17 protein-coding genes are annotated in these 23,953 nt (G+C 67.8%); 8 read left to right on the top strand and 9 right to left on the bottom strand.

Annotated features, from left to right (window positions below):
• Positions 1 to 140: 140 nt before the first annotated feature.
• Complete coding sequence (locus N5C25_RS14045; protein ID WP_279937142.1) at positions 141 to 2,288, bottom strand: S46 family peptidase; 2,148 nt, start codon at positions 2,286 to 2,288, stop codon at positions 141 to 143.
• A 122-nt stretch (positions 2,289 to 2,410) separates the two neighbouring features.
• Here N5C25_RS14045 and N5C25_RS14040 point away from each other — a divergent pair, with 122 nt between their 5' ends.
• Both N5C25_RS14040 and N5C25_RS14035 read left to right on the top strand, forming a co-directional pair.
• Positions 2,411 to 3,187, top strand: coding sequence for a hypothetical protein (locus N5C25_RS14040; RefSeq protein ID WP_164144839.1), 777 nt, complete (start codon positions 2,411 to 2,413; stop codon positions 3,185 to 3,187).
• Positions 3,184 to 4,284, top strand: a complete 1,101-nt coding sequence (locus N5C25_RS14035) for a hypothetical protein (RefSeq protein ID WP_058979255.1) — start codon at positions 3,184 to 3,186, stop codon at positions 4,282 to 4,284. Before N5C25_RS14040 ends, N5C25_RS14035 begins: the two co-directional genes overlap by 4 nt.
• A gap of 51 nt (positions 4,285 to 4,335) precedes the next feature.
• Here the strand turns inward: N5C25_RS14035 and N5C25_RS14030 are convergent, their stop codons facing one another.
• From N5C25_RS14030 to glyQ, 4 genes are all read right to left on the bottom strand, one after another.
• Complete coding sequence (locus N5C25_RS14030; protein WP_279937141.1) at positions 4,336 to 8,190, bottom strand: translocation/assembly module TamB; 3,855 nt, start codon at positions 8,188 to 8,190, stop codon at positions 4,336 to 4,338.
• A complete protein-coding gene (locus tag N5C25_RS14025) occupies positions 8,187 to 9,983 on the bottom strand; it encodes an autotransporter assembly complex family protein (RefSeq protein ID WP_019661765.1) in 1,797 nt (598 codons plus the stop codon). Before N5C25_RS14025 ends, N5C25_RS14030 begins: the two co-directional genes overlap by 4 nt.
• A 244-nt stretch (positions 9,984 to 10,227) precedes the next feature.
• Positions 10,228 to 12,303: a glycine--tRNA ligase subunit beta gene (gene glyS / locus N5C25_RS14020; RefSeq protein WP_058979259.1), complete on the bottom strand. Its 2,076-nt coding sequence runs from the start codon at positions 12,301 to 12,303 to the stop codon at positions 10,228 to 10,230.
• Between the two features lie 73 nt (positions 12,304 to 12,376).
• Positions 12,377 to 13,288, bottom strand: coding sequence for a glycine--tRNA ligase subunit alpha (glyQ, locus tag N5C25_RS14015; protein WP_279937140.1), 912 nt, complete (start codon positions 13,286 to 13,288; stop codon positions 12,377 to 12,379).
• Between the two features lie 83 nt (positions 13,289 to 13,371).
• Here glyQ and N5C25_RS14010 point away from each other — a divergent pair, with 83 nt between their 5' ends.
• The 3 genes from N5C25_RS14010 to N5C25_RS14000 are packed head-to-tail and all read left to right on the top strand — an operon-like array spanning position 13,372 to position 16,887.
• The gene (locus N5C25_RS14010) at positions 13,372 to 15,207 is read left to right on the top strand and encodes a GspE/PulE family protein (RefSeq protein ID WP_279937139.1); all 1,836 of its coding nucleotides are present in this window, start codon (positions 13,372 to 13,374) and stop codon (positions 15,205 to 15,207) included.
• Positions 15,179 to 15,925, top strand: coding sequence for a glutamine amidotransferase (locus N5C25_RS14005; RefSeq protein WP_012481650.1), 747 nt, complete (start codon positions 15,179 to 15,181; stop codon positions 15,923 to 15,925). The genes N5C25_RS14010 and N5C25_RS14005 overlap by 29 nt, the downstream gene beginning before the upstream one ends.
• A gap of 50 nt (positions 15,926 to 15,975) precedes the next feature.
• Positions 15,976 to 16,887: a BPSS1780 family membrane protein gene (locus tag N5C25_RS14000; RefSeq protein ID WP_005411674.1), complete on the top strand. Its 912-nt coding sequence runs from the start codon at positions 15,976 to 15,978 to the stop codon at positions 16,885 to 16,887.
• 107 nt (positions 16,888 to 16,994) lie between these two features.
• Here the strand turns inward: N5C25_RS14000 and tatC are convergent, their stop codons facing one another.
• The 4 genes from tatC to N5C25_RS13980 all read right to left on the bottom strand — a co-directional run bounded on the left by tatC (position 16,995) and on the right by N5C25_RS13980 (position 19,414).
• The gene (tatC, locus tag N5C25_RS13995) at positions 16,995 to 17,744 is read right to left on the bottom strand and encodes a twin-arginine translocase subunit TatC (RefSeq protein WP_005411675.1); all 750 of its coding nucleotides are present in this window, start codon (positions 17,742 to 17,744) and stop codon (positions 16,995 to 16,997) included.
• Positions 17,741 to 18,202, bottom strand: a complete 462-nt coding sequence (gene tatB, locus N5C25_RS13990; RefSeq protein ID WP_088435999.1) for a Sec-independent protein translocase protein TatB — start codon at positions 18,200 to 18,202, stop codon at positions 17,741 to 17,743. Before tatB ends, tatC begins: the two co-directional genes overlap by 4 nt.
• A gap of 15 nt (positions 18,203 to 18,217) precedes the next feature.
• Positions 18,218 to 18,445, bottom strand: a complete 228-nt coding sequence (tatA, locus tag N5C25_RS13985; protein WP_005420453.1) for a Sec-independent protein translocase subunit TatA — start codon at positions 18,443 to 18,445, stop codon at positions 18,218 to 18,220.
• A 75-nt stretch (positions 18,446 to 18,520) separates the two neighbouring features.
• Positions 18,521 to 19,414, bottom strand: coding sequence for a YSC84-related protein (locus tag N5C25_RS13980; protein WP_005411678.1), 894 nt, complete (start codon positions 19,412 to 19,414; stop codon positions 18,521 to 18,523).
• A 165-nt stretch (positions 19,415 to 19,579) separates the two neighbouring features.
• On the opposite strand from N5C25_RS13980, the gene hemH reads away from it, so the two are divergent.
• The 3 genes from hemH to N5C25_RS13965 all read left to right on the top strand — a co-directional run bounded on the left by hemH (position 19,580) and on the right by N5C25_RS13965 (position 23,789).
• A complete protein-coding gene (hemH, locus tag N5C25_RS13975) occupies positions 19,580 to 20,542 on the top strand; it encodes a ferrochelatase (protein WP_279937138.1) in 963 nt (320 codons plus the stop codon).
• Positions 20,539 to 21,393 carry an alpha/beta hydrolase gene (locus N5C25_RS13970; protein ID WP_279937137.1) on the top strand — a complete coding sequence of 285 codons (855 nt, stop codon included), beginning with the start codon at positions 20,539 to 20,541 and terminating at the stop codon, positions 21,391 to 21,393. The genes hemH and N5C25_RS13970 overlap by 4 nt, the downstream gene beginning before the upstream one ends.
• A gap of 290 nt (positions 21,394 to 21,683) precedes the next feature.
• A complete protein-coding gene (locus N5C25_RS13965; RefSeq protein WP_279937136.1) occupies positions 21,684 to 23,789 on the top strand; it encodes a methyl-accepting chemotaxis protein in 2,106 nt (701 codons plus the stop codon).
• The last annotated feature ends 164 nt before the right edge of the window (positions 23,790 to 23,953 follow it).

The raw sequence follows: 23,953 nt of genomic DNA, 5'->3' as shown, positions 1-23,953 counted from the left end.
GGTGGGTCACGACCATTGGTCCGTCTGGTGGGTCACGACCGTTGGTCGTGACGGGGACATCCGTGCCCACTAACAGTGGGCACCTACCGGGAATCAATGGGCACCCACCAGGAAGCGGTGGGCGCCTGCCAGGTACCGGTTTACTGGGCCGGTACGCCCATTTCCTTCAGCAGCTCGGGTGCCGGGTAGACCTTGGCCAGCAGCCAGCGCAGGTAGCGCATGTCCACGTGCACGGCACGCTTGTAGCGCGGGTCGAACCACCAGCTGGCACTGACCGATTCCCAGTTGCTGTCGAAGTTCAGGCCGATCAGTTCGCCCTTGGCGTTGAGCACCGGCGAGCCGGAGTTGCCGCCGGTGGTATCCAGGTTGGTCAGGAAGTTGACCGTCTGGGTCTTCAGCGCCGGGTCGGCGGTGCTGCCGAAGTCACCCTTGGCAATCGCGGCCAGCAGCGGCTTGGGCGCATCGAACGGGTAGGCGTTGGTGTTCTTCTCGACAATGCCGGCCACGGTGGTCACCGGCGAGTAGGTCACGCCGTCGCGCGGGTGCAGCGCCTCGACCTTGCCGTAGCTGATGCGCAGGGTGCGGTTGGCATCCGGGTACACGGCGCGGCCCTGCTTGGCGCGCCAGGCGAACAGCGCCTGCATGTACGCCGGGCGCAGGCGCAGCTGCTCGCCTTCGCGGGTCTTGCTCTCGTTCTCGATGCGCAGCTGCGCGGCCACCAGCGGGCCGGCCACGGCGATCAGCGGATCGGCGGCCAGGGCCTTGCCTTCGCGTGCGGCGGCAAAGCGCGACAGGCGCTGCGCCTCATCGCCCAGCTGGGTTCCGGCGTACAGGGTGTCCAGCGCCGTGGCCAGCTGCTGCGGGGTGCGGCCGAAGGCCGCGTCGAACTCGGCCACGCGCTGCGCGTCCGGCAGCTGCTGGTAGCGGGTCAGCAGGGTGGTCAGCAGGGCCTTCTCGACCTCCGGCGCGTAGCGGCGCTGGACCTGCTTGAGCACGCCTTCGATCATCGCCTGGTCGCGCTGCTGGTAACCGCTCTCGCGCTGCGCGTCAGGCTTGGCCGATTCGATGCGCAGGCGCTCCAGCAGCAGCGCAGAGCGCAGCAGCTGGCTCTGCGCGGCGATCTGGTCCAGCAGCAGGTCACGCTCGCCCACCGCCGCGCCCTGCGACAGGTTGGCCAGCAACGCCTTGATGTCGCCCTGGTACTTGCGGTCGGTCGCGGCCAGCATCGCGGTCTCGTCGGCGGCACGCTGGGCCTTGGCGTCGCTGCGCAGCAGGCCTTCCAGTTCGCCAGCGGCGCGCTTGCGGTTGTTCTTCAGCGACTGCAGCTGCGAGGCATAGCGGGTACGCGCCTGCGCGTCCTTGGCGGTGGCGGCCTCGATGGTGTCGATCATTTGCTGGAACACCGACACGCGGCGCGGCAGCACGGCATCGATCTGGCCGGCGAATTCGGCCGCGGTGCGGTGGCGATAGGTGATGCCCGGGTAACCGGCCAGCATCGCGTAGTCGCCTTCCTTCGGGCCTTCCACCGACATCTTCAGGTGCGCCGGTGCCTGGTAGGGCACGTTGTCCTTGCTGTAGGCGGCCGGCTTGCCGTCCTTGCCGACATAGGCGCGCAGCAGGGTGAAGTCGCCGGTGTGGCGCGGCCACATGAAGTTGTCGATCTCGTCGCCGTAGTTGCCGATCGCGCGCGGCGGCGCGTACACCAGGCGCACGTCGCTCAGTTCCAGCTGGGCGATGCGATAGAAATCGGTGCCGTAGTACATGTTGGCCACCGAGCAGCGCACGCTGCCGTCCTTCTCGCACTCAGCCACGATCTGCTTGCTGGCCGCATCCACCGCATCGAAGTAGGCGCGGCCGGTCTTGCCACGGGCCTGCGCCAGCACCTGGTCGGTCACCTTGTCGAAGCCGACGGTGACCAGCACGCGGAAGTCCGGGTTGGCCGGGCGCTCGTCGGCACGGCCGTTGGCGATGAAGCCACCAGTGATCAGGTCGTGCTCGGGCGAGCTGTTGTACTGGATCACGCCCATCGCCACGTGGTGGTTGGTCAGCAGCAGGCCGTCGGCGGACACGAACGAACCGGTACCACCACCGGCGCGCACCACGGCGCTCAGCGGCGGCGCGGTGACATTGGCCAGGTCGGCCGGATTGCCCTTGAAGCCTGCGGCGTGCAGCGGCTTGGCCAGCTCCGGCAGCTGCGTCGGCATCCACATGCCTTCATCGGCGTGGGCACCGGCGGCGAGGGTCAGGCCCAGGGCCAGGGCGGTGGGAAGGGCTTTGCGTGGTGACATGAGGCAATCCGGTACGACAGAACAGCCCGGGACCATAGCCGCTGGGGCCGGATGGGGCAACGGCTGATGGTTGGGGGCACCGATGCTGGCTAGAATCAGGCACGGATACTAGGGAAGGACCGATGATCGCAGGAATCGATCTGGGCACCACGCATTCGACAGGGCCATCTGCCGCCGAGGCGCTTGCCGACCGCATCGTCCGCAACGGTCAGCAACGCGATCCGGCAGACTTCGCAGCCTGGCTGCAGCAGTCCCCGGAACTGCAGCCCCCTGCGGATGCTGGCGCGGTGAACCTGGCAACCTGGCAACGGCTGATGAAGGGCACTACGCCGTTCCCGCAAGCGAACTTCGAGCAGCTGGCCGACCGCTTCCAGTGGTATGACCGGGACAGTATCCGCGAGTGCTACGACATGGCCGCCCTCGGCCACAGCATGCACCTGTGCTGGTTGCTGGTGCCAGGCAACGAGACCGCGCTCGCCCGTTACATGCATCTTGAGAATGCGCCGGTTTCGGTGGTGCAGGCCCGCACCCGTGTCGCCCGGCTCAGTGGCCCCTGGCACCCACTGCGCGCGCGCATCCAGGCGCTGTCCGCGCGCACGCGGCACGAAATGCGTGAAACGCTGCATTACCTTGTCGGCGTGCCTGTGATGGCGCACGTGGCGCTCCCACCGCCATTGCAGCGCAGGCAGGTCATGTTCTGGGCGGCCGCATGCGACGCCCTGCACCATTCCGTGCCGTCACGCAGACGCTTCACGCGGCGAACGGTCGCTTTGGCACTGCTTCTGACGTGCGCCCTGCTGGCCGCCATCGCAATCCTCCGCGGGGCATTTTCCAGCTCCCCCGGCAATGCAGACAGTGATCGTTCAAGCCTGCAGCCCCCACACGAGGCAAACCCATGAGCAACTGGATGGACCTGCTGCAGCGCGCCAAATCCACCGACCCGCAACCTTTCGCGGTGTACCTGCAGGGTCTGCGCAGCCAGTGGTCCCTGAACGAGCGCGCTGAAGCCAGTGCTAGGGTGCTGCAGGCGCTGCGCGCGCGGCAGGCGCCCATGAACCTGTCCGAAGCCGCGGCGCTTTACCAGGCCTTCGGCTGGGACGACGCGGGCTGCGGCCTGGCACCAGGCGAACTGCGCGAGCTGGCCGAACACGCCTGGCAGGACTGGCTGCAACTGCCCGCGCAGACCGATCTGCTGGCCCAGCAGATGGAGGCGCGTGGCGGACGCTGGACCAGCCACGATGACGCTGCCAGCCGCCTTCAGCAGCTGCGCGAACCGCGTTCGCACCTGCGCAACCTGATGTCCGCGCTGCCGCTGCGCGTGCCGCGCCAGGCCGCAGCGTTGATGGACGTACTGGGCTGCCAGGAGGACCGTCCTCTGCCGCCCGGCATCGATGCGGGCCAAGCCCGCTTCTGGGCCGGCGCCAGCGATGTCACCCGCCTCACCGCGGCACAGTTGTCATTGCTGCGTGCACTGCTGGCAAGCGTGGCGCTGACGTTGATGGCCTTCATCGCGTTGGCCACCACCCAGATCGCCAACACGCTGCTGCCCTACCAGTCGGAAGAGCAGCGCAGGGCGATCGTGCTGGGCACGGCAGCGCTGGCGCCACTGCTCGGCACGCTGCTGGCCATTGGCCTGCGTCATCTGTTCGTCTGGCAGAGCGCCCCTGAAGACCCGTCCGTGCCGCCTTCCCGGCTGCGTTGGCTGGCCCTGCCGGTCGCCTGCGCAGCCATCGCAGTGGTCGGTACCGCCGTGTACCTGTGGGTGCCCTCGCCTTCGCTGTGGTTGGCACCGCTGTGCTGGCTGCTGGCCTGGACCGTGCTGGCCACGGCATGGATCCGCTACCAGCTGCGCCGGGGCAAGCCCGTCCGCATGGAATTGCCAGTGTCATTCCTGATGATGCTGTCCGTGCTCAGCGTGCTGCCGGCGCTGCTGGGTGCGCTGCTGCTGTGGAGCATGGACCTGTCCGGGCACCGCCAGCGGCTGCGCCGCAGCTGAAGAAGCCGGGGGTCGGACCCTTTCAACGAAAGGGCGCCGCCCCCGACCCGGTCATTTCTCCCGCCGCCAGTTGATCGAACCACGGTTTTCCACCGTGCTCGATTCCACTTCCACATCAAACCCGCGGCGCAGCAGGTACTTCAGCGTGATCACCGAACCGGCGCCCACCAGCGACACGCCGTAACCCACGTAAAGCTTGGGCGAGATGTACTTGCCGACGCCGATCACCGAACCACCCAGCGCGCGCGACTGGCTCACGCCTGCATCATCCAGGCCCAGCTTGGCACCCAGCTGCGAGGCGAGCAGGCCACTGCCAGCTGAGAGCGCCGCCGAGGCAGCGTTGACCTGCTGCGCCTGGTCGCTGCTGGCGCCGGTCAGGCTGCGTCCCAGCACCAGATAGGCCAGTGCCTCGGACTGCGACATCGCCGGATCGGACCACACGTCGGCACGCGGTTGCTGGGCACGCCCGGTCACGTCGATGCCGGCGGTGACATCACCGATGCGGCGCTCGGCGCGGATGTTGATGCGCGGGTCGGACACTGCGTTGTAGTTCCAGTTGAGGTTGCCACGGGTGATGGTCAGGTCCTGCCCATACGCCTTGTAGCGGCCGCTCACTTCCAGGCCGCCATTGGCGGTCATTTCGCGGCCGGGCTTGGCCCAGACCTGCATCTTGCCGGTCAGCGCGCCCTTCAGGCCGAACCCGGTCATCTTCACCTTGTCGCCCAGGCTGACCGTCAGGTCCATGTCCAGCGGCGAGGTGCGCGACTCTTCCGGATCGGCCGGGTCGAGCACCACCACGTCTTCGGACACCGAGGTGCCGCGGTCCAAGCGTTCCAGATCGATGTCGGCCTCGGGCACGTGCACGGTGCCGCGCAGCTCCATCGCCGCCTTGGCCAGGGTGAAGTCGAGGTTGGGGTTGGCGACGATGCGCAGTTCGCTGGTGTTGGACAGCAGCACGTTCTCGCCATGGATCTTCAGCTGCAGCGGCTGCGCATCGCCGAACCACGACAGGCCACCGTCCACATACAGCGTGCCCTGGCCCGAGTTGGCCTGCGCGGTGATCTTGGCCGAACCATCGGGCTGGGCCACGAAGCTGCCCTTGCCCTGGTCGAAGGTTAGGCCCAGCGCCGGGAATTCGCCCTTGAAGTTGCTCAGCTGTGCGTCACCGCCCAGCGACGGCTGGCCTCGCGTCCCGCGCAGGCTGACGTGGCCTTCGATCAGGCCGGTCGGTCGCACGATGTCCGGCGAGAACAGCTCCAGCCAGTACAGCCGCGACATGTTCAGATAGAGCTCACCGTTCAGTGGTGCACTGGCTTCCCAGCCGGTCTGCATCTTCGCGTCGACGAAGCCATTGCCCTGGAAGCCCATGCCCAGGTAGCCCTTGATGCTGGCCGGGGTCATGTCGAGCTTCAGCGAGAACTGGTCATAGCGCACCAGCTCGCCGCGGGTGGTATCGCCCACAGTGTTGCGGTTCTCGCCCAGGCGCACGCCGCCTTCCTTCGAGCGCACTTCCACATGGCCTTCCCAGGCGTTGCCGCGCGGGCGGATGTGCGCGTCCAGGCTGACATCGCCGCGAAGGTAGATGCGGCGGCCGGACTGCGGCGGCAACCACGGCTGCACCAGCGCCAGTGGCAGCGCGTCGCTGCGCACCACCAGGCCTTCGCGCGGCCAGTTGGCCTGTGCGCACAGCGCGCCGCTGCTGGCGGCGGCGAGGCAGGCTTCGGACAGCGTGTAGGTGCTGCCGTTGATCGCGAACGCCGCCGGTGCACGCAGCGACCACGCATCACCCTTCACCGGTGCGATGCGCAGCGAGGCCAGCTCGCCGCGCCACTGCGTGCCCTGCTGGCGCACGCTGCCCTGCAGCTCGATCGCCCCCATCTCGTTGCGGGTCTGCGCAGCCAGGCGCAGGTTGGAGACACTGCCCTGCGCATCCACGTTCAAGCGCTCCAGCAGCATGCCCGCGTTGACCTGCTGGCCCTGGATCGCCAGCGTGCCGCTGTCGCCGCGCCACGGCAGGCGGCCCTTGATGCTCACGCTTTCGGCGCCGTAGCCGTCCCAGTTGAGGTTGTTGCCGACCAGGTCGGCGGTGATCTCCGGCGCGTCGCGCGGGCCCTTCACCTGTACCTGGCCACGCAGGCCACCATCGGCGCCCGGCAGCAGATCGCTCAGCTGCAGCGGTTCGAAACGCGCATCGATATCGAGGCGGTCGCCGACCTTGCCCGACGCGGTCACCCGGCTGCTGCCCAGCGACAGCTTCAGGTCGCCCTGGCCCTGCGCGCCCTGCAGCGCGAACTTGCCCTGCGCATCGAGATTGCGCTGGCGCAGCACGCCCTTCAGCGACGGCAGATCGACCGTGGCTTCCAGTGTGCCGGTGGTACCCGGCGGTGCGTTTGCCGGCGGCGGCAGTTGCCGTCCCTTCGAAGCCAGGTTGCCGGACAGCCGGCCGTTCCAGCCCGGCACGAAGTAGCCAGGGTCGAAGTCCTTCAGCGTGGCCTTGGCATCCCAGTCCAGCTGCGGTGCCCACGCCACCTGGCCTTCCACCTGCAGCTGTCCACCCGGCGTCTGCGCCTGCAACTGGTGGATCGACGCGGCCTGGTCGTTGCCGCGTACGTCGAAGCGCAGCTGGGCCTTCTGCTTTTCGCGTTCGACATCGGCGCGGCCGATCGCCGCCCAGGCCTTCAGGGTACCGGCCAGGCCGAAGCGTGCTTCCTTCAGGGTGACCGGCACCGGTGCGCTGCCGGCGGTGTTCGGGTCCGGTGCCGGCACCCAGGTCAGGTCACGCGCGACCACCGAGAAGTTGAGCTTCTGCTGGTCTTCCTGACTGAAATCGGCGGTACCTTCCAGCCGCGCCTCACCGCCAAGGCCCTTCACCAGCAGCGGTGAGACCTTCAGCACCTGGTCCTGCAATGACACCACCGACGGTGCCAGTTCCAGTTCCTGATCGCCCTGCTTTACCTTGCCACGCAGGTTGGCATTGCCGCCCTTGCCGGCGGCGGTGAAGTCCAGCGACAACGGCGCGATCGCCGAGCTCGCCAATGCTGGCGACAGCAGCGCCAGATCCAGCTCGTCGCTGCGCACGCTGGCGTTCCAGGTCGGGTCGGTGCGGCCATCGAACACCAGCATCGCGTGCAGTGGCTTCGGCGCGCGCCCGGCTACGGCCACTTCCATGTGCGACAGGTCTCCGCGGGCGACCAGGCCCACCGTGGCGGCCGTGCGCCCACGCGGTGCCGGCAGCACGGCAGTGACGGTCACGTCGGTGTCGTAGTCCTTGGCCGGGATGTAGCGACCCTGGGCGGTGAAGTTGCCCATGTCGCTGTCCACCGCCAGCCTGCGTGCCTGGAACTCGCCATTGGCGATCTCGATGCCACCACGCACGCGACTGATGTCGATCACCGGCTCGTTGGCCTGGCTGATGCGGAAGCCGTCGATGGCAATGGCGTCGGCCTGGATCGCCAGCGGCATCTCGATCTGCGGCAGCGAATCGGGCCACGACGGCAGCTTGAACGGCTCATCGCTCTTGGCCAGGTTCAACGTCGCGTTGCTCAGCTCCAGCTTGTCCAGCAGCAGCTTGCGGCCCAGCAGCGGACGCAGGTCCGGCTCCAGGTAGGCGCGCTCGGCGTGGAAATGGATGTCGTTGTAACGGAAGTCGACGTTGTACAGGGTCAGCGGCCCTGCCACCGGGCCGTCCACCTTGTCCCAGGTGAAGCTGGCACCCACCGGGAGGCGCGCCACCACCTGGGCCAGCAGTACGTCACGGCCGGCCACGGTCTGCAGCAGCCAGTACACCGCCAGCAGGGCCAGCAGCACCAGGCCCAGCACGCCCACGCCGGACCAGGCCCAGAAGCGGCGGCGCCGGTAGAAACGCACGCGCGGCGGCCTGTTCGGATTCGGTGCGGGGGCACTCACAGGTCCGCTCCGATGTTGAGGTACAGCTGGAACTGCGAATCCGGGTTGTTCAGGCCGTGCGCGATATCCACCCGCACCGGGCCCACCGGCGATTTCCAGCGCACGCCGAAGCCGACGCCGGTATGCAGGTCGATGGTGTTGTCAAAGGCACTGCCGGTATCGACGAACACCGCCGCACCCCAGGGGCCACCGTTGAAGTAGTGCTCGTACTCGGCCGAGCCGATCACCAGGTTCTTGGCACCCAGCGCATACTTGTCCGGCTTCGGCGTACGCGGGCCAACCTCACGGTAGGCGTAGCCGCGGATGCTGCGGTCACCACCGGCGAAGTAGCGCAGGCTCGGCGGCATCGCCACCAGGTCGCTGGTCCAGGTGGTGCCACCCTCGCCGCGCAGGATCAGGCGATTGCTATCGCCCACCGGGATGTACCAGCGCAGCACGGCATTGGCCTGCACGAAGCTGGTGTCCGAACCCGCACCTTCCACACCGGCGCGCATCGTTGCCGTACCGCTGACGCCCTTGCGCGGGAACAGCTCGTCATCGACGTCGACGTAGTCGGCGACCAGCTGCGGGTAGACCAGCGTCGAGGTGTTGTAGACCGCGTCGGTGAATTCGGTGCCCGAGGCATAGCGCCAGCGCTCGCGCAGCGCGTTGATCGAGGCGATCGCGGTCCAGTGTTCGTTGATCTCGCCGCTGCGGCTGGCGATCAGCTTGAAGTTGCGCAGGTCGATGTAGTCGGTCTGCTCGTCGTAGGCGCTGGCAGCGAAGGTGTACCAGCCATCAAGCCAGTTGAAGGCTGGAATGCGGTAGCTGGTGATCAGGCTCTTGCGCTTCTGCGCATAGTCCAGCTGCGTGTTCATCTTGTGGCCGCGGTTGTTCAGGAACCGCCGCTCGATGCCACCACGCACACCCGGGCCACTCTCGCTGCCGTAGCTCAGGCCCGCGGTGTAGATGGTGCGCTTGGCGCGCGTCAGCTTCACGTCCACCGGCACTTCGCCGTTTTCGTCGGCCTGGTCCGGGCGCGGCTGGATGTCGATCACGCTGAAGTAGTCCAGCTTGGTCAGCGACTCGCGCAGCCGGTCCAGCTTGCCCTCGTGGTAGTAGCTGCCCTGCTCCCAGTACACCAGCGGGTCGAACAGCTTGTCGACGAAGTAGTCCTGCTGGAAGCGCACCGGGCCCATGTTGTAGCGGCGGCCGCTGTCCCAGGTCAGGTCGATGTCGGCCGCGTTGTCGGCGCGGGTGATCTGCACCTGGCGCTGGGTGTAGTCGGCATCGAAGTAGCCACGCTCGGCCAGGCGCCGGGTGATGGTGATCTTGCTGGCTTCGTACTGGGTGTGCTCGAAGCGCTGGCCCTTGCGGGGCTTGAATGCGGCCAGGTCGTCCTGCAGGTACTGGTCGTACATCGCCGGGCCGGTGATGTCGATGTGCTCGCGGCGCACGGTCACCGGGGCCCCCTTGTCGACATGGATGAGCACGCGCACGTGCTCATCCTGGCGCGGCGCCTCGACCTTGATCACCGGGTTGTAGTACCCGAACGGTTCCAGCGCCTGGCGGGTCTGCCGCTCGGCCTGCGACAGCAGGTACTCCAGGCGCGATTCACCCTGCTCCTTGCCGATCGTGTCGAACAGCGACAGCGATTCCTGGATGTTTTCGATGATTGCGGCGTCGTCGCCCTTGTCCAATCCCTTGATGTCCACCTTGTCGATGGTGCCGCGCGCGTGGGCCACGGAGGTGGCGGCCAGCGACAGGACCATCAGCGGCAGGGCGTATTTCTTTGGCTGCATGCGGCACAGCATACCGACCGGAGGTGACGATGCGAAATGCATCACGTCGTTGGAGATCGGTTGTTAAGTGGCGGTCAAAATACGCGCCTTTGTGGCGATCATCGGGATCGCACGCGAGGATGCCGACGTCGCGTGCGGCAACGGCGATGATCCCGATGGACATCCGCCGGCGATGTTCCGGTAGTGCCGGCCGCTGGCCGGCAACTCACAGATCCGGGGCAATGCCGGCCAGAGGCCGGCACTACCGATACGGGCGTCAGCTCGACAGATGCTCGATCGCCGCCACCTTGCCCAGGCGCTCGCCCAGCATCGTCAGCAGCGCCAGGCGGTTGCCACGCAGTGCCGGATCTTCCGCGTTGACCATCACGCCATCGAAGAACGCGTCGACCTGCGGACGCAGGCGCGCCAGGCGTGCCAGCACCGCCACATAGTCCTTCTGGTGCAGGCTGGCGCCGGTGTCATCGATGGCGGCGGTGACCGCTTCGGCCAGCGCGCGCTCGGCATCTTCCTGCAGCAGTGCCGCGTCGATCTGCGCCGGAATCTCGCCCTCGGCCTTGCGCAGGATGTTGCGGATGCGCTTGTTGGCCGCGGCCAGCGCTTCGGCTTCCGGCAGCGTCGCAAAGATGCCGATCGCATCCAAGCGGCGGTCGAAGTCGTACAGCGAGGCCGGTTTCAGCTCGGCCACAGCGTTGAAGTGTGAAGCCGGCACGCCCTTGTCGCCGTAGTAGCCCTTCAGGCGGTCGAGGATGAAGTCGTACAGCTCGCCGACGTCGGCCTGCACGTTGCGCGCCGCCAGGCCGCCGTTGGCGCTGGCCAGCAGCGCGCGCAGGTCCAGCTCGAAGCCGCTTTCGATGATCGTGCGGGCCAGGCCCAGCGCGTTGCGGCGCAGGGCGAACGGGTCCTTGTTCCCGGTCGGCTTCAGGCCTGCAGCAAAACCACCGGCCAGCGTATCCACGCGTTCGGCGATGGCCAGCACCTTGCCCAGCGGCGACAGCGCGATGTCATCACCACCGAAGCGCGGCTGGTAGGCCTCGTCGATGGCCAGCGCAACCTCGGCCGATTCACCACCTGCCACGGCGTAGTGGCGGCCGGCGATGCCCTGCAGTTCCGGGAATTCGTTGACCATGCGCGACTGCAGGTCGTTCTTGGCCAGCTCGGCAGCCCGCTTGGCCTGCGCCGGATCGGCACCGACCTGGGCTGCGATCACTTCGGCCAGTGCGGCCACGCGCGCCACCTTGTCGGCCACGCTGCCCAGCTTGGCCTGGTAGGTCACCGTCTTCAGGCCCTCACCCATCGACACCAGGCCCTGCTTCAGATCCTCGTCGAAGAAGAACTTGGCATCGGCGAAGCGCGGGCGGATCACCCGCTCGTAGCCCTTGGCCACTTCGGCCACGTTCTTCGACTCGATGTTGGCAATGCCGATGAACTTCTCGGTCAGCGTGCCGGCCGCATCCAGCACCGGGAAGAACTTCTGGTTGATCTCCATCGTCTCGATCAGCGCTTCCTGCGGCACCGCCAGGAACGCGCGCTCGAAGCTGCACAGCACCGCCGACGGCCACTCGACCAGGTTCACGACCTGCTCCAGGTTGTCGTCGGTGATGCGGGCGCTGCCACCGGCCTTGGCCGCAGCGGCCTCGACCTCGGCGACGATGCGCGCACGGCGCTCGCTCGGATCGACCAGCACGAACGCAGCGCGCAGGGCTTCAACGTAGTCGTGCGGCTGCGCCAGCGACACGGTCTGGTCGTGGTGGAAGCGGTGGCCACGGCTGACGCGGCCAGCCTGCAGGCCGAACAGTTCGGCTTCGACCACGTTGGCGCCGTGCAACAGCACCAGCCAGTGCGCCGGGCGCGCGAAACCCCAGGCGTGATCGCCCCAGCGCATCGGCTTGGGAATCGGCATCGCCGCGATCGCCTCGCGCAGGATCTCCGGCAGCAGGCTGGCGGTGCTCGCGCCCGGGGTCACTGCGCGGTGCACGAAGCGCTCACCCTTGTTGTCGGTGGTCTTCTCCAGCGCGGTCCAGTCGATCCCGGCCTTGGCGGCGAAGCCCTGCAGGGCCTTGGTCGGCTGGCCTTCGGCGTCCAGCGCGATGTTCAGGTACGGGCCCAGCACTTCGCTGTGCTGTTCCGGCTGTTCCAGGCCGACGCCCGGCAGCAGCACGGCCAGGCGGCGCGGGGTGGACAGCGGGCGCGCATCGCCCAGTTCCAGCGCGATGCCACGCTTGCGCAGGCCTTCGACAACACCGTCAAAGAAGGCCTGGGCCAAGCCCGGCAGCGCCTTGACCGGCAACTCTTCGGTGCCCAGTTCAATCAGCAGGGGGGACAGTTGGCTCATCGTTTCAATCCTGTGGTGGGGGCGCAGCGCGCGACGCGTCCGGCGCCCCGGAGTAAGGGGGAGAGCGCGGCCTTCAGGCCTTCTTCGCGCCCGGGAAGCCCAGCTTCTCGCGCTGTTCGTAATACGCCTTGGCCACCGCCTGGGCCAGTGCGCGCACCCGCAGGATGTAGCGCTGGCGCTCGGTCACGCTGATCGCGCGGCGCGCATCGAGCAGGTTGAAGGTGTGGCTGGCCTTCATCACCTGCTCGTAGGCCGGCAGCGGCAGGCCTACTTCCACCAGCTTCTGCGCTTCGCGCTCGCAGGCGTCGAAACGGTGGAACATTTCTTCCACGTCGGCGTATTCGAAGTTGTAGGTGCTCTGCTCCACCTCGTTCTGGTGGTAGACGTCGCCGTAGGTCACCGGCTGGCCGTCCGGGCCGTAGGTCCAGACCAGGTCGTAGACGTTGTCGCAGTTCTGCAGGTACATGCACAGGCGCTCGAGACCATAGGTGATCTCGCCCAGCACCGGGCGGCATTCCAGGCCACCGGCCTGCTGGAAGTAGGTGAACTGGGTCACTTCCATGCCGTTGAGCCAGACTTCCCAGCCCAGGCCCCACGCGCCCAGGGTCGGCGATTCCCAGTTGTCCTCGACGAAGCGCAGGTCGTGCACCAGCGGATCGATGCCCAGTGCCTTCAGCGAATCCAGGTACAGCTGCTGGATGTTGTCCGGCGCCGGCTTCATCGCCACCTGGTACTGGTAGTAGCGCTGCAGGCGGTTCGGGTTCTCACCGTAACGGCCATCGGTCGGGCGCCGCGACGGCTGCACGTAGGCCGCATTCCAGCTTTCCGGACTGATCGCACGCAGGAAGGTGGCCGGGTGGAAGGTACCGGCGCCCACCTCCAGGTCGAGCGGCTGGATGAGCACGCAGCCCTGCTGGGCCCAGAACTGGTTCAGGGTCTGGATCAGGCCCTGGAAGGTGATCGGAACGGTCGGGGTCGCGGACATGCGTACGAGTCTTGGCCGGCAAGGGGGTGCGCTAGTATAACGGCCGACCTGCGGGGCATTCCGTACCCGGGAGGAGCAGGCAGATGGAACATCGGCTGCCGGCAGGCACGCCCGGCGAGGCGGGCGGCGTCCCGCTGCCTTGGGGACGGCTGCATTTCGAGCAGATTGCCGCGGCTCTGGTCGCCGATGACCTGGTGGCCGAGCAGGACCGCGAGCGCATGCGGTTTTCCGCGCAGGGCGCGCGCAATGCCAGTGAAGTGCACCCGCTGGTGCTGCTGTCCAACCTCAAGCTGGCCGCCAACGGCGGTGGCGAGCTGACCCTTGAACGGCTGACCGAGTGGCTGGCGCAGCGCACCGGCAGCCGCTACCTGCGCATCGACCCGACCCGGGTCGACGTCGCCGCGGTCACCGCGCTGGTCTCCCACGCCTACGCCCGCCGCCACCGCTTCCTGCCGCTGGCGGTGGACGCCGAGCGCGTGCTGGTGGCCACCAGCGAGCCGCTGGTGCAGGAATGGCGCCGCGACCTGCAGCACCTGACCCGCCGCCGCATCGAACTGGCGGTGGTCAACCCGCTGGACCTGCACCGCTACACCATGGAGTTCTACGGGGTGACGCGTTCGGTGCGCGGTGCCCGCAGCGACGTGCGCGGCGAGGCCAGCACCACGCTGCCCAGCTTCGAGCAGCTGGTCGAGCTGGGCCGCACCGGCGACGTCAATGCCGACGACCAGCACATCGTGCACATCGTCGACTGGCTGCTGCAGTACGCCTACGAACAGCGCGCCTCGGACATCCATCTGGAGCCGCGTCGCGAGATGGGCCGCATGCGCTTCCGCATCGACGGCGTGCTGCACAAGGTGTTCGAGGTGCCGCCAGCGGTGATGACCGCGGTGGTCAGCCGTATCAAGGTGCTCGGCCGCATGGACCTGGCCGAGCGGCGGCGCCCGCAGGATGGACGCATCAAGACCCGTTCGCCGGGTGGCCGCGAGGTCGAGATGCGCCTGTCGACCATGCCCACCGCCTTCGGCGAGAAGTGCGTGATGCGCATCTTCGACCCGGATGCTGCGTTCAAGAGCATCGACCAGCTCGGTTTCAGCCCGCAGGAGGCCGCCGGCTGGAATGCGCTGGTCGAGCGGCCGCACGGCATCGTGCTGGTCACCGGCCCGACCGGCTCGGGCAAGACCACCACCCTGTATTCCACGCTGAAGCGGCTGGCCACGCCGGACGTGAACGTGTGCACGGTGGAGGACCCGATCGAGATGATCGCGCCGGAGTTCAACCAGATGCAGGTGCAGGCCAACATCGACCTGGACTTCGCCAGCGGCGTGCGCACCCTGCTGCGGCAGGACCCGGACATCATCATGATCGGCGAGATCCGCGACCTGGAGACCGCACAGATGGCGGTGCAGGCCTCGCTGACCGGCCACCTGGTGCTGTCCACCCTGCATACCAACGACGCGCCCTCGGCGGTCACCCGCCTGCTCGACCTGGGCGTGCCGCATTACCTGCTGGCCAGCACCCTCAACGGCATCCTCGCCCAGCGCCTGGTGCGCACGCTGTGCCCGCACTGCAAGCAGCCGCACAGCCTCGGCGCGGCCGATTGGGCGGTGCTGGCTGATAGCCATGCTGCATATCCAGATGCCGCCACGCCCTGTCGGCCGGTCGGTTGCCTGGAATGCCGGCGCACCGGATTCCTCGGCCGCATCGGCCTGTATGAGTTGCTGCCATTGGGTTCGCGGCTGCGCGGGCAGATCCGCGCCGACATGGACCTGGCCGGTTTCACCCGTGCCGCGCGGGCTGAAGGGCTGCGAACCCTGCGCCAGGCCGGGCTTGAAAAGGTGGCGCAGGGGCTGACTACAATCGAGGAAGTCCTGTCAGTGCTGCCGCCCCCGGATGAACCCAGCCCCGTTCCTGATCCTTGAAACCGGCCGACCGGTGCCGTCATTGCGCCGCTACGGGCGCTTTCCGCACTGGATCCGCGTCGCCGCCGGGCTGGAAGAACACGAGACGGTGGTGGTCGATGTCGAGCACGGTGGCGCCCTGCCCGACCCTCATGCCTTCGCCGGCGTGCTGGTGACCGGCTCGGCCGCCTTCGTCACCGACCATGCCGACTGGAGCGAGCGCAGCGCCGCGTGGCTGCGCCAGACCGCCCACGACGACCTGCCGGTATTCGGCATCTGCTACGGCCACCAGCTGCTGGCACATGCGCTGGGTGGCGAGGTGGCCTACAACCCGGCCGGCCGCGAGTCCGGCACGATCGAACTGGAACTGCAGCCGCAGGCCGCGCAGGACCCGCTGTTCCAGGGCCTGCCGCAGCACTTTGCCGCCCATGCCACCCATCTGCAGACCGTGCTGCGCGCGCCCGATGGTGCCGAGGTGCTGGCCCGTTCACCGCTGGATGGCTGCCATGCCTTCCGCTGGGGCCGCCAGGCCTGGGGCGTGCAGTTCCATCCGGAGTTCGCCACCCACCACATGCGTGGCTACGTGCGTGCCCGCGCCGACTGCATCGGCCGCCACGGCGGCTGCGCCCGCAGCATCGAGCGCGCGGTCAGCGCCGCGCCGCTGGCCCGCCAGCTGTTGCGGCGCTTCGTCCGCCAGGCACGGCTGTCTTCAGCCCAGCCGGTGGCAAAACAGGGATAATCGGCGGCACGGGCAGCCGCCCGGCCCCCTCCTGTCCTTCCCGGATGTCCATGAAAGAGATTCGCAAGCTGCCGGCTTCGGCGGGCGCCCAGTGGTTGCTGGATACGTTCTCCCTGTACCGGCGTGCGCCGCTGCAGCTGGCCCGGATCGGCCTGACCTGGCTGCTAGTGAGCTGGGTGGTCACCTTGTTGTCGACGCTGATTCCCGGCGCCGCCGGCATGGCCGTGCAGCTTATGACGCTGGCCATTTCGCCGATCATGTTCGGCGGCATGCTGTATGCCGTGGGCGAGATCGATGAAGGCCGCCCGGGCCTGGCCTCGCACCTGCTGCAGCCGATCCGCGACCACCGCGTCAGCCACCTGCTGGTGCCGCTGGCGATCCAGGTGCTGGCGGTGCTGCTGCTGGGCGCGCTGCTGTTCCTGATGATCGGCCGCGAGGGCTTCACCGCCTTCAGCGAGGTCATGACCAAGATGGAAGAGATCAGCCGCAGTGGCCAGCAGATCAAGCCGGATGACGCGGCCGCGCTGGTCGCCAACCTGCCGGCCAAGCGCATCGCGCTGTGGATGCTGCTGGTGTTCCTGAGTGCGGTCGCGCTGTCGCTGGCGATGTTCACCCAGCCGGCACTGGTGGTGTTCGACAAGCAGAGCGGCATGCACGCGCTGCGCCTGAGCCTGCAGGGCTGCATCGAGAACATCGGCGCGATGATCGTGTTCGCCGCGCTCGGCCTGATCGCCGCGTTCTGCATGTACATCCTGTTCGTGATCGTGATCCAGATCGCGATGCTGATCGGCGGCCCGCTGGCCGCCGCCTTCATCGCCCAGCTGGTGCTGACCACGGTGCTGATGCCGCTGTATGTCGGCGCGGTCTACGCCGCGTGGAAGCAGATGTTCGTGCACCGCGGCAGCCGCGCGGCGCCGCCGATCCCGACCACGCCGACCTCCAGCGACGTGTTCCACGCCTGACCAGAACGCAGGTAGATCCACGCCATGCGTGGATAGAAAAGGGGACGGAGGGGATTAAGTCGTTAAAGGCAAAAACGACTTAATCCCCTCCGTCCCCTTTTTGTCTTTCAGGCGGCGGGCTTCTTCACTACCGACGACGGCACCAGCCAGCGTGCGGCGTGGATACCCAGCTCGTACAGCAGGCACATCGGAATCGCCAGCATCAGCTGCGATACCACGTCCGGCGGGGTCAGCACCGCCGCCAGCACGAAGATGCCGACGATCGCGTAGCCGCGGCCTTCCTTGAACTGCTGCGGCGTCACCCAGCCCAGCAGCACCAGGATCACCATCGCCACCGGCAGTTCGAAACTGCCACCAAAGGCGAAGAAGATCGCCAGCACGAAGTCCAGATAGGCATTCGCATCCGGTGTGATTGCGATCACATCCGGGCTGAAGGTGGTGAGGAAGTGGAACACCGCCGGCAGCACCAGGAAATACGCAAAGGCGCAACCGGTGTAGAACAGCAGCACCGATGACACCAGCAGCGGCACCGCCAGGCGCTTCTCGCGTGCATACAGACCGGGCGCGACGAACGCCCACAGCTGGTACAGCAGCCACGGTACCGCCACGAACAACGCGACGAAGAAGGTCAGCTTCAGCGGTGCGAAGAAGGCACCGGCCGGGTTGGTGGCGATCATCGTCTGCCCGTTCGGCAGCTGCGAGACCAGCGGTTCGGCCAGCGCGTTGTAGAGCTTCTGGGTGAACGGCAGCAGCGCCAGCAGCACCACGCCCAGGCCCAGCAATGCGCGCACCAGCCGGCCGCGCAGTTCCACCAGGTGTTCTACCAGCGAGCTCTCGCCGAAATCCTGTTCACTCATGGGTGGCGCTCCGGGCTCTGCGCCGGCGGCGGCGTACCAGCTTCAGCGGGCGTGGCCGAAACCGTCTCGGCGGCACCACCGTCCTGCGCTGGTTCAACGGCATCGGGCGCGGCGCTCATGTGCGGCGGCAGATCCGCGGGCGCCGGTGCACGGACTTGCTGCACCAGGTCATCGCCCTGCTGCTGCGCCTGCTGGGCTTCGCGACGGATCGCTTCACCGCTGGCGCGCAGCTGGTTCTCGGTGTCCTGCATGCCCTGGCGCACATCCTGCATCTGCCGCTTGATGTCCTCGGCCTGCAGTTCGCGCTCCAGTTCCTGTTTCACCGAATCCCATTGATTGCGGGCGCGACGCACCCACAGGCCGGCGAAGCGGGCCGCCTTGGGCAGGCGCTCGGGACCGAGCACCACCAGGGCGACCACTGCAATCACCAGCAGTTCGCTGAAGCCGATATCGAACACCGCAACCGCTCCGGATCAGCGAGCGTTACGGTCGTGCTCGTCCTGCGCGGTGCGCGAGGCGTCCTGGCTGCGCGACTCATCGCCCAGCTGCGCGTTCGGCTTGTCCTCGTCGCGCATACCCTTCTTGAATTCCTTGACCGCCGAACCGAGGTCCTTGGCGCCGCTGGTCAGGCGCTTGGTGCCGAACACCAGCAGGACGATGGCCAGCACGACCAACCAATGCCAGATGCTGAAACTGCCCATAAAGACGCTCGTTACGTTAGTGATCAGGCTGTCGAGCATAGCGCACCGGCTGTCAGCCGGCGCGCGTGACGAAAGTCAGTTTCCGCCCAGCGTTTCCGTACGGATCTCGCCGTCATTCACCGGCTGGAAGCCCTGCTGCTGCGGCGGCGGGGTCTGCGGCACGTTCTGCAGCGGCGCGGTGGTGGCCTCAGCCGGCGCAGCCGGTGCTGCCTGAACAGGCGCCGGGGCAGCTGCCGGGGCGGCAGCCGGGCGCGGCGCGCTGCCGCCGTTGCCGCTGCGGTTGTTGCGCGCCGCGTAGGTGGCCTCTTCCAGGCGATCGCGGAAGGCGACCACATCCATCGACGGCGAACCGGCGGCGCGGCCTTCGAAGATCATCCGCGGCGTGGTGTTGCTGCCGTAGGCGTCCAGATTGGCAGCATCGTCGATCTGCAGCACCGCGCCATCCAGCGCGACGCCGGCAAACAGGCCGCGCGCGCGCGACCAGGACCAGATCTCGGCCTTCAGCTGGCCGTCGGTGGCAGCGGCGGCATTGCGGCCGACCGGGCCGGCGGCGACACCGGCATCGGCGCCCAGCGTGAACTTGCCATTGACCAGGTTGTCCAGGCTGCGGTCGTTGCGGAACACCAGCACCACGTCCGAGGACTGCACGCCGGCCTGGAAGCCGATGCTGCCGCCGGTCAGCTTCACGAACACCGGATTGGACCAGGCGCCGTTGGGCATGCGCACCGACATCAGGCCGTGGCCACGACGACCACCAATGACCAGACCGGCCTTGATCGTGTCGGGAATGACGATGACCGCGCGGCCTTCGTCGAGCAGTTTGTCCGGAATGCCCTGTTCGGGGATTTCCTGGATTTCAGCAAGCACGCGCACGGCATTGCGCGCACGCTGGTCTTCCTGCGGTCCGGCCATGGCCTGGCTGGACAGCAGGCTGGCGGCGATCAGCAGGGCTTGGATCGGGCGACGCATGGCAGGCTCCAGAAGTCAGTCCATAGGAAGATATAGCAAGTGACTGAAATTAGTAGCGTTGTCATGAATCCCCAATGAGCGTTCCCTGCTCACATTGATGCGCGCTATGCCTGCAATCCGAACCCTGCATCCCGGCACGGCGCCGGATCGGCGACAATACCGCCCATGCTCGACGCACCCGATACCGCCGTGCTGGCGGTCAACCTAGGCACGCCCGAGACGCCGACGGCCCCCGCCGTACGCCGTTACCTGGCTGAATTCCTGTCCGACCGCCGCGTGGTCGCGATCCCGCCACTGCTGTGGCAGCCGCTGCTGCGCGGACTGATCCTGCCGCTGCGCAGCAGTCGTTCGGCGGCCAAGTACGCCCAGGTCTGGCTGCCCGACGGCTCACCGCTGATGGTGCATACACGCCAGCTGGCGCAGGCCATGCAAGCCCTCTTGCCGACGCTGAAAGTGCGCCACGCGATGCGTTACGGCGAACCGGCGCTGGCCAGCGAACTCGACCGCCTGGCGGCCGACGGCGCGCGCCGCATCGTGGTGCTGCCGCTGTACCCGCAGTACTCCACCACCACCACCGCCTCGGTCGAAGACCGCGTCGATGCGTGGCAGCGCCGCAACCCAGGCGTAACCGTCAGCCTGGTGCGCGATTACTCGGTCGATCCTGGCTGGGTCGAGGCCGTGGCCGGATCGATCCGCCGCTACTGGGAGCAGCACGGTCGCGGCCGGAAACTGATGTTCTCCTTCCATGGCATCCCGCAGCGCCTGGCCGACGCGGGCGACCCGTATCCGCAGCGCTGCGAGGCAAGCGCGCAGGCCATCGCCCACGCACTGGGCCTGGGCAGGGACGACTGGCAGATGGGTTACCAGTCGCGCTTCGGCCGCGAGCGCTGGCTGCAGCCGTATGCCGAGCCCAGCCTGTGGGCGCTGGCCGAATCCGGCGTGAAGCAGATCGACGTGGTCTGCCCGGGCTTTGCCACCGATTGCCTGGAAACGCTGGAGGAAGTGGCGCTGGGCTTCACCGAGACGCTGGCCGAGCGCGGCGCGACGATGCGCTACATCCCCTGCCTCAACGCCGATCCGGAACACGCTCGCGCCCTGGCGCGGCTGGCCGTGGCCTCGCTGGCATGAGTCTGCAGCCGTTTGAACTGGAGGTCGGTGGCGCGCGCGTCGCCGGCCTGCGCAATCACGGCGACGGCCCGCGCGTGCTGGCCCTGCATGGCTGGCTCGACAATGCGGCCAGCTTCGTGCCGCTGGCGCCGCACCTGTCGCCGTTGCAGCTGGTGGCCATCGACCTGCCCGGGCATGGCCACAGCGCGCACCTGCCGGCCGGTGCCAGCTACACCACGGCGGCCGCGATCTGCCACGTGCTTGATGTGGCCGACGCGCTGGGCTGGGACCGCTTCAGCCTGCTCGGTCATTCAATGGGCGCCGGCATCGCCAGTCTCACCGCCTCGGTCAGCGACCGCGTGGAGCGGCTGGTAGCGATCGAAGCACTGGGCGGCCTGCGTGGCCCCGAGGAAGAAACGGCCAACCGTCTGCGCGAACATGTAAACGCCACGCGGGGACTGGCACGCAAGCAGCTGCGCGTGTTCCCCGACCTGGCCGCGCCGATCCGTGCGCGGATGATGACCAACCAGCTCAGCGAAGGATGCGCAAGGCTGCTGGTCGAGCGGGGCGTGGAACCGGTCGAGGGCGGCTACCGCTGGTGCAGCGATCCGCGCCTGATGCTGCCCACTGCGATCCGTCTCAGCGAAGGCCAGATCGACAACCTGCTGCAGGCCATCGCCTGCCCGACGCAGGTGATCTATGCCACGCCGGCACAGTCGTACTATCCCGAGCCGATGCGCAGCGATCGCCTGCAGCATCTGCGCGATGGCCGTCTGGCGGTGTTTCCCGGCAACCATCACCTGCACATGGAAGATCCGGAACAGATCGCAGACGTGATCCTGCACTTCTTCAGCAACGACAACGCCGGCTGAGTCGCGGCGTCCGCGCACTTCACTCCGCGCAGTTGCGGCCGATACATCAGTTGCGGGCCCCTGCGCCCGCCGCGCGCGGACCCGGTCGGGCCCGCGGCGTGTGTCTGGTTCTGCAAGGAAGTCCGCATGCCTGCTCTGCTGCACCGTCATCCACAGGATGTGGCCACGGTGCCCCGTCTGCGCGTCGCTTATCGCGTCGCATTCCCCGAATTCCCGGCACCCGCCCTCGTCACGCCCTGCTGCGTGCGTTGCGGCGTGGCCGTTGTCTTTAGCTGACCCAGGAGTCGCCGATGTCCATTGCATCCTCCCGTCCCCCCGATACCACCCGCCTGTCGCATCTGCAGCAGCTCGCGCGCCGCGCTGACCGCCGCCTGCTGATCGGCAGCGGGATATTGGCTATGGCTGCCCTGGTGCTGGCGCTGCGTGGGCCGCAGGCACAAGCCGCCGCCTTGGCGGCCGTCGCCGTATTGCCAGCCGCGTGGTTGGGCGGCCCCCAGGCGGGCCGGGCCGTCGCCCGCAACGGTCTGGCGTTGCTGTTGTCGCTGCAACTGGCCGTGTTGTGCGCGATCATCAGCCTGTCACCGGCATTGCCGATTGCCCTGCTGCTGGGCGTGCTGCTGGGCCACCGTGATCGCCTTCCGGTGTGGCTGGCCGGTGGCGTCGGTACGCTCTCCCTGCTGGCACCGCTGCTGGACGGTACTGCGCTGTGGCCGGCGCTGCTGCAGGCCGCGATGCTGGCCGGCCTGACCCTGTTCCTTGGCCAGGTCGCACTGCGGCTCCGCCAGCAGACCGAAGCACTCGGCCACGGTCCCCGCCGGCTGGCCGCGCTGGCGCGCGACATCGCCACCGGCGCCGATCTTGGTGCACATGCTGACACCACCGCCTACGCACCAGGTTCGCTGGCCCATGCGCTGGCCGACACCGCACGCCATGTGCAGGCCCAGCGTGGACGCGAAGCGGAGGCACACGCCGAGAACGCGCAGATCCGCCAGGCCCTCGATGCCTCGCGCACCGCGATGATGATTGCCGACAACGATCACGTGATCCGCTACGTGAACCGCTCGGTGGTGGCCCTGCTGCGTAACCAGCAGGCAACGTTGCGCCAGGCCTTCCCCGATTTCGATGCCGAGCGCCTGGTCGGTAGCAGCATCCATCGCTTCCACGCCAACCCGGACCGGATCCGCGCCATCCTCAATGGCCTGCAGGTCAGCCACAACGGCAAGGTACAGATCGGCCCGGTGCACTTCGCACAGGTGGTTACTCCGGTCTTCGACGCACAGGGCGTGCGCCTGGGCTTCGCCGTGGAGTGGCATGACCGTACCCATGAGCTCGCGTTGGAGAACGCCGTCGCCGGCATCGTCGCGGCCGCCGCCGCCGGCGACCTCGACCAGCGCCTGCAGGCAACCGAAGGTGCCAGCTTCCTCGATGGCCTCACCGGTGGCATCAACCAGTTGCTGGATACGTTGGGCAGTACGGTTGACGAGGTGCGGCAGATGCTCTCGGCGCTGGCCAGCGGCGATCTCGATCGACGCATGCATGGCGAGTATCACGGCGCCTTCGCTGCCATCCAGCGCGATGCCAATGCCACGGCCGGGCAGTTGGCACGCATGGTCGGCCGCATCCAGGAATGCGCGGCGTCGATCAGTACCGCCGCCAGCGAGATTGCCGCCGGCAACGGCGCGCTATCCGAGCGCAGCGAGCGCCAGGCAGCGCACCTGCAGGAAACCGCCGCTTCGATGGAAGAGCTGACCGCCACCGTGCGCCAGAACGCTGCCCATGCGCGCGAGGCGAGCCAGCTGGCGATCACCACCCAGAGCGCCGCCAGCGACGGCAACGTCGCCATGCAGCGGGTCGTCGACACCATGCAGGCGATCGAGGGAGCCTCGAAGCGGATCGGCGACATCACTGGCGTGATCGATGGCATCGCCTTCCAGACCAATATCCTCGCGCTCAACGCGGCAGTGGAGGCCGCCCGTGCCGGCGAGCAGGGCCGCGGCTTCGCGGTGGTGGCCAGCGAGGTGCGCGTGCTGGCGCAGCGCTCCGCCGCCGCCGCACAGGAAATCAAGAAGCTGATCGATGAGGCGGGTCGCCAGGTGGGCGAAGGTGCCCAGCTGGTGGCCGATGCGGGCCAGCGGATGCAGGGCATTGTCGGGGGCGTTGAGAATGTCAGCCACCTGATGCACGAGATCTCGGCGGCCTCTCAGGAGCAGTCGGTTGGCATCGAGCAGATCAACCAGACCGTCGTGCAGATGGATCAGGCCACGCAGCAGAACGCGGCGCTGGTGGAGGAGGCCACCGCTGCCGCACGTGAGCTGCAGTCGCAGGCTGGGACGCTAACTGAAGCGGTGTCGGTCTTCCGCCAGCAGGAAGCACATGGGGTCTCGCGGGCCGCCTGATCCAGGCCTTCCATTCGATCCTGATCAAGACGGCGCCCGCAGGGCGCCGTCTTTTTATGCGTAACCTGCCCCTGGTAGTGCCGGCCGCTGGCCGGCAACCGATTGCTGTGTGGGCCTGCTGTTGGTAGCGGCCAACCTTGGTTGGCACCGCTGCTCCTCGCAGG

This window comes from Stenotrophomonas sp. GD03958 (assembly GCF_029839005.1).
Taxonomy (GTDB): Bacteria; Pseudomonadota; Gammaproteobacteria; order Xanthomonadales; family Xanthomonadaceae; genus Stenotrophomonas; species Stenotrophomonas hibiscicola.
This window is presented reverse-complemented; position numbering and strand designations above follow the sequence as displayed.

Bases quoted from the DNA above. Each gene is read 5' to 3' on its own strand.
- N5C25_RS14045 (WP_279937142.1), bottom strand. From the start codon at position 2,288: ATGTCACCACGCAAAGCCCTTCCCACCGCCCTGGCCCTGGGCCTGACC.
- N5C25_RS14040 (WP_164144839.1), top strand. From the start codon at position 2,411: ATGATCGCAGGAATCGATCTGGGCACCACGCATTCGACAGGGCCATCT.
- N5C25_RS14035 (WP_058979255.1), top strand. From the start codon at position 3,184: ATGAGCAACTGGATGGACCTGCTGCAGCGCGCCAAATCCACCGACCCG.
- N5C25_RS14025 (WP_019661765.1), bottom strand. From the start codon at position 9,983: ATGCTGTGCCGCATGCAGCCAAAGAAATACGCCCTGCCGCTGATGGTC.
- glyS (WP_058979259.1), bottom strand. From the start codon at position 12,303: ATGAGCCAACTGTCCCCCCTGCTGATTGAACTGGGCACCGAAGAGTTG.
- glyQ (WP_279937140.1), bottom strand. From the start codon at position 13,288: ATGTCCGCGACCCCGACCGTTCCGATCACCTTCCAGGGCCTGATCCAG.
- N5C25_RS14010 (WP_279937139.1), top strand. From the start codon at position 13,372: ATGGAACATCGGCTGCCGGCAGGCACGCCCGGCGAGGCGGGCGGCGTC.
- N5C25_RS14005 (WP_012481650.1), top strand. From the start codon at position 15,179: ATGAACCCAGCCCCGTTCCTGATCCTTGAAACCGGCCGACCGGTGCCG.
- N5C25_RS14000 (WP_005411674.1), top strand. From the start codon at position 15,976: ATGAAAGAGATTCGCAAGCTGCCGGCTTCGGCGGGCGCCCAGTGGTTG.
- tatC (WP_005411675.1), bottom strand. From the start codon at position 17,744: ATGAGTGAACAGGATTTCGGCGAGAGCTCGCTGGTAGAACACCTGGTG.
- tatA (WP_005420453.1), bottom strand. From the start codon at position 18,445: ATGGGCAGTTTCAGCATCTGGCATTGGTTGGTCGTGCTGGCCATCGTC.
- N5C25_RS13980 (WP_005411678.1), bottom strand. From the start codon at position 19,414: ATGCGTCGCCCGATCCAAGCCCTGCTGATCGCCGCCAGCCTGCTGTCC.
- hemH (WP_279937138.1), top strand. From the start codon at position 19,580: ATGCTCGACGCACCCGATACCGCCGTGCTGGCGGTCAACCTAGGCACG.
- N5C25_RS13970 (WP_279937137.1), top strand. From the start codon at position 20,539: ATGAGTCTGCAGCCGTTTGAACTGGAGGTCGGTGGCGCGCGCGTCGCC.
- N5C25_RS13965 (WP_279937136.1), top strand. From the start codon at position 21,684: ATGTCCATTGCATCCTCCCGTCCCCCCGATACCACCCGCCTGTCGCAT.